The sequence below is a fragment of the Wolbachia endosymbiont of Pentalonia nigronervosa genome (assembly GCF_014534705.1).
GTDB lineage: Bacteria > Pseudomonadota > Alphaproteobacteria > Rickettsiales > Anaplasmataceae > Wolbachia.
Genome location: NZ_JACVWV010000070.1, coordinates 1 through 5530 on the forward strand (window position 1 = coordinate 1; position 5530 = coordinate 5530).

The 5530-nt window shown below is 32.1% G+C and carries 4 protein-coding genes, 1 tRNA gene and 1 pseudogene; 3 read left to right on the forward strand and 3 right to left on the reverse strand.

Features of this window, described 5'->3' with window-relative positions; genetic code table 11:
• A pseudogene (locus IC220_RS08230) lies at window positions 1–138 on the forward strand (IS110 family transposase); the annotation flags it as partial.
• A gap of 197 nt (window positions 139–335) precedes the next feature.
• Here the strand turns inward: IC220_RS08230 and IC220_RS05920 are convergent.
• A tRNA-Ala gene (locus IC220_RS05920) sits at window positions 336–411 on the reverse strand.
• 271 nt (window positions 412–682) lie between these two features.
• Here IC220_RS05920 and IC220_RS05925 point away from each other — a divergent pair.
• Window positions 683–2977, forward strand: coding sequence for an AAA family ATPase (locus IC220_RS05925; RefSeq protein ID WP_188153574.1), 2295 nt, complete (start codon window positions 683–685; stop codon window positions 2975–2977).
• 326 nt (window positions 2978–3303) lie between these two features.
• Here IC220_RS05925 and hemE read toward each other — a convergent pair whose 3' ends face one another.
• A complete protein-coding gene (hemE, locus tag IC220_RS05930) occupies window positions 3304–4320 on the reverse strand; it encodes a uroporphyrinogen decarboxylase (RefSeq protein WP_188153575.1) in 1017 nt (338 codons plus the stop codon).
• Window positions 4321–4709: 389 nt separating this feature from the next.
• Here hemE and IC220_RS05935 point away from each other — a divergent pair, with 389 nt between their 5' ends.
• The gene (locus IC220_RS05935) at window positions 4710–5417 is read left to right on the forward strand and encodes a CBS domain-containing protein (RefSeq protein ID WP_188153576.1); all 708 of its coding nucleotides are present in this window, start codon (window positions 4710–4712) and stop codon (window positions 5415–5417) included.
• Here IC220_RS05935 and IC220_RS05940 read toward each other — a convergent pair.
• On the reverse strand, window positions 5348–5530 hold a 183-nt coding region (locus IC220_RS05940; RefSeq protein ID WP_188153577.1), incomplete at its 5' end, for a transposase. The two genes, IC220_RS05935 and IC220_RS05940, sit on opposite strands and share 70 nt — an antisense overlap.

Below are 5530 nucleotides of genomic sequence, written 5' to 3' on the forward strand. Positions count from 1 at the left end.
CAAAAGTTTTGTCAACGTTTAGCAAGTAAAGGAAAACGTCCAATGGTTATAGTTGTTGCACTAATGAGGAAACTAATGCATGTGTTTTTTGGTATTCTGAAAAATAATCAACCGTTTGATTGTAATTTGGTTAAATAACTTGTTGACATGAGAGACAGTATCTATGGATTAACCATGGCAGTAAAACTGAGAAATAGAGGGCTTTTTTCGCTTCATGCAGTATGAAATAAGTGTTGAAAAAACATGCACCAGCAGGAGAGGTGGAAAGAATAGCCACTGTGGCGGATTTAGGCTAATATCAATACTTACATGGAGATAGAATCCCCCTTTTTCAATGGTGGAGGCAAGCGGGATCGAACCGCTGACCTTCTGCGTGCAAAACAGATGCTCTACCAGCTGAGCTATGCCCCCAAGGCTTTTCTAAAGGTAAATTATTTAGACTAAAATAGCAAGAAATATTTACTCTACGATTTCACTTTCTATTCAAGTATGGTGCTTTGCATAGTAATCCGAATAGCTCATAAAAAAGAGAAAAAAGAATCGGCAGTCCTTTCATAATATTCCACAAAAGGTAAGATATAGACGGGGCTAATAGAAAGTTAGAAACAATAGCCTGACGGATTTTAGTTTTTTTAATAATTGTATGGTATTTATCTATCAGTTTTCCTTGATAGAATAGCAAATGATTTCTAAGAACCTAGAGGCAAGTTTAAATATAGCGCTATCGATAGCTTCCAATTTTAACTTCAAATATGCGCAGTTAGAACATTTATTATTAGCGTTAATTAAAGATGTAGATGTGAATTATGTTTTATCAAAATGCAATGTAAAAGCTGATGAAATTATAAATGTGGATCACATTTTAGCTAAATGTAACATCGGTTTTGATGATTATAATAAAAATATGAAAGATTTTCTACAGCATAATTCCAAACTAGCTATGCACGAAGTTAAACCTAGTGCAGAATTTCAATGTGCAATACACAGGGCAATAATACATGCTCATAGCTTGGGAAAAAAAGAGATCAATGGAGCAAATGTTCTAGTAGTAATTCTATCCGAGCAGGATTTAGAAATTGAAGATCTGTTGCAAAAACAAAACGTAAAAAATTGCAATTTAATTCACTATATATCTAACATGATATATTCTAATGATGTAATCACTAACCATAAAGTCAAACTTGATAAAAATGGTGATATTTCTCCAGCAATAAATAAGTGTGACACACTAAAAGATGAGGAAGTTTTATATAATTACTGTAAAAATTTAAATGAATATGCCAAGGAGCGCAAAATAGATTATGTAATAGGTCGTCAATACGAACTAGATCGCACTATAGAAATATTGCTAAGGCGCAGAAAAAATAATCCTTTATATATCGGAGATCCAGGTGTAGGCAAAACAACGATAGTGGAAGGTTTAGTATTAAGAATTGTTGAGGGCAATGTCCCCAACATGTTGAAATCCAGTATAATCTATGCTTTGGATCTAGGGTCACTTCTTGCAGGAACGCGATATAGAGGCGATTTTGAAGAAAGAATAAAATCTATAATCAAAGCAATTGAAGCAAAACCAGGAGCTATTCTTTTCATTGATGAGATACATACTATAATTGGAGCTGGTTCAACAAGTGGTGGATTTCTTGATGCTGGTAATCTACTTAAACCTGCATTAGCAAGAGGCACGTTGCGTTGTATCGGTGCAACTACATACAGAGAATATAGTGGCAGTTTTGAGAAAGACAAAGCATTAGCAAGAAGGTTTCAAAAAATCAACGTTAAGGAATCTTCTGTGAATGAAACAGTGAAAATATTAGAAGGTATTAAGCACTATTACGAAAGATATCACGGGGTATACTATACAAAATGTGCTATTAAATCTGCTGCTGAACTTTCACATAAATACATTACAGGGCGAATATTGCCTGACAAAGCTGTTGATGTTATCGATGAAGCAGGCGCATATTGTAAACTACTTAACAATAAACGTAAAATCATAAATAGTAAAGATATTAAACATACTATTACCAGAATTACAGATGTACCTTGCGATTCTGAATCTGATGATATACAAAAAGTAATATCTCTAAAGGATAACCTAAAAAAGGTTATTTTTGGTCAAACACAAGCAATAGAATCTCTTGTCAGTTCTATCAAAATAGCAAAGTCTGGATTAAGAAATTATACAAAACCTCTAGCAATTTATCTTTTTGCAGGACCAACAGGTGTAGGAAAAACTGAGCTTGCAAAACAATTGGCAAAAAACATGGGTATGAATTTAATACGTTTTGACATGTCTGAGTATATGGAACCTCATACAGTATCTAGAATGATAGGTTCCCCTCCTGGATATGTAGGTTACGACCAGGGCGGATTACTTACAGAAGCTGTATCCAATTGTCAATACAGCGTTGTGCTCCTTGATGAAATCGAAAAGGCTCACAGAGATATCTATAACATATTATTACAAATTATGGATTATGGGTGTGTGACAGATACTTACGGACGCAAAATTAATTTTTCTAATGTCATTTTAATTATGACAACTAATGCAGGGGCATCCGAGCGTCACAAAAGTTCTATTGGTTTTGGACATAAAAATTTTGACAATAGTGATGGGAAAAAAGCTGTAGAACAGGTTTTTAGCCCTGAGTTTCGTAATCGTCTTGATGCAGTTATTTCATTTTCTGATTTAAATGAAGATATAATTTTACACGTAGTGGATAAGCTCATCTTGGAGCTAAAAAAGCGGCTTGCACAAAAAGGTATAAGCTGTTCAGTCGAAGATGATGTAAAGTCTTATCTTGCACGCATGGGTTATAACAGAGAAATGGGAGCACGCCCAATAGAGAGAGTAATTGAAAAAGAGATAAAAAGCCATTTAGCTGAGAGAATACTAAATCGCAAATTAATAAAAGGAAGAAAATTAAGAATTTATATGAACAAGATGGAAAATAAAATTGCCTTTGATATGTAGCCATGCTAACAACTACAATTAGACCTCTTGCAAAACCGATTTATGACAAGAAACGTTTTAGGAGAAACGCAGGAGAGAAACGCAGGATGTATTTGAGGAGCGTAGCAAGTTTTGACAACAAAATTGCCGTCAGAAATAGGTTTTGCAAGAGGTCTATTCTGAATGGCTTTATTTGTAATAGTTTAGACTTAACCTGATACTTAAAAAAGTAAGTTATAAAATACAAATAAAAATACTAAAACTAATATTACTAGAACTAGCAAAACAACTAGATCAAAATTTATGATGAAAGGGGAAAGAAGCCTCCAATTCAAGTTTTATACAAATCAATAATTTCTTACTAGTTCCACTAGTGCGCTTATATTCTCAATTGGTGTATCAGGAAGCACTCCATGCCCCAAATTAAAAATAAAAGGTAAATCCCTAAAGCAATCTAGTATATGTTTGGCTTCTTTTAGTGCCTGTTCTTTATTATAAGCTAAAAGACTTGGATTAAGATTGCCTTGTATTGGAATTTTTAAGTTCATTTTAGCCCACTCTACTGAAACATCGTAATCTATACTTACTGCAGATACTCCTGTTTGTTCACAGTAATCTTTATAAAGACTTCCAGCACCCCTTGGAAAACCTATTATTGGAAAATTAGGAAATTTATCTTGTATAGCTGAAACAATTCTTTCTGTTGGGTTAATAACATACTCCCTAAATAGATCTTCGGAGAGTACTCCAGCATTACTATCAAACAATTGTACTACATCTGCACCAGCTTCTATTTGTTTTATTAAGTAAATAATTGTTGCTTCTGTAATTTTCTTAATTATGTTTCTCAGTTCTGCTGAATCAAAACTTCTTACTTTAGAAAAAGACTTACTGCTTCCACCTTCTATGATATAGGAAGCCACGGTCCATGCTCCTCCAGCAAACCCTATAAGAGACTTTTCCTTCGGTAGCTGAGTTTTAACCCTTTTTAGGGAAGCTAAGATCGGTAGAAGTTTTTTTTCGATATCCAGTAGATCTTTAAGCTCTACTGAACTCCGTATAGGTACAATTCTTGGACCTACACCCCTTATAAAGTTTACATCACAACCTAAAACATCAGCTATTATCAAAATATCCGAAAAAATTATTGCTGCATCAAAGTCGAATCTTTTTATTGGTTGCAGTGTTAGCTCTGTTATTAATTCTGTATTGTAACACATCTCTATGAAATTAGAGATGCCTTCCACAGCTTTACGATACTCAGGCAAAGATCTTCCTGCCTGACGCATTAGCCAGATTGGAACTTTTTTTCCAGAATTACCTTTTGTGATAATATCCGTTATTAACGTTTTTTTATTCTCCAACTTATTAAAATTGTTTTATTATATAATAAAGTATAGTAATAATAATAGTCATATCAACAACTTGTTATTAACTAAAATTTAGTAAAAAATTGCGTTATTTAATTTGTGGATAAATATGTTAATAACCTTCGTATATTATTGATTTTCTTGCATAATTTATGTGTATAAATAAATTGTTTGTTGTGTTAGCAATTTTTCCTATGGAAAATGTAATGCTGTTATATAATCATGTATATGTGTGTAAAAAAGTTGTTGAATAATTGTTAGTATTTTATATCAATAAATAACTCACAGGTTAATTTAGTGTTATTCACATGCTTGTTAAATATTTAGTAACAAGTTTCTTGGTAGATTAAAATTAAAAGTATTTTTTTATTATAGGAAATATATTGAGCAAAAAAAGAAGACATCTAGCATTTATAGAAAAATTAACATATAAAATTTTTCTGTTTTTTTTTAAGAAAATTTCTGTGTTAAAGAAATCTGCAACTGAAGCCTTGATGAAGGATCTACCGGACCTTAATATGTTTAATAGTCTGCTGAAGTTTCATGATTGTGTTATTATTGACATAATGACTCCGCGTATGAAAATATGTGCAGTAGATATTGACTCAAGTAAACAAACAATAATAGAGAAAGTGAAAAATACTAACCACACCAAAATACCAGTTTATAAAAACAATGTTGACTACATAGTAGGCTTTTTTTATGTAAAAGATATTATTTTTAATGTGGATAAAGACTTTAATTTAAAGCACATAATGCAAAGTGTTATATTTGTTCCGCCGTCGATGAAAACGACTAACCTTTTTACTAAAATGAAGTCTTCTAAATCATACTTAGCTATTGTATTAGATGAATATGATGGCACTGATGGTTTAATTTCAATGACTGATCTTATAGAGGAAATGATCCCAAATTTTGATAATGAAGAGCTAAATTCAGAATATACTATTTTAAAATTACCTAATAATAAGTTCGAAGTATCAGCAATAATTCTAATAAAAGATATAGGTAGTGTCGACATTTATTTTAACCAAAGATATATAGAAGCAATATGGACAAAAGATAAGAAAGAAATAGCTAATTTATCATAACGAGTAGCAACCCTACGAAAATTCTTGAGTTTATTGAACATTCTTTCGATGAGATTTCTCTCTTTATAAAGCTCTTTATCGTATTCTCTTGGTGTTTTTCTATTGGAACGTGG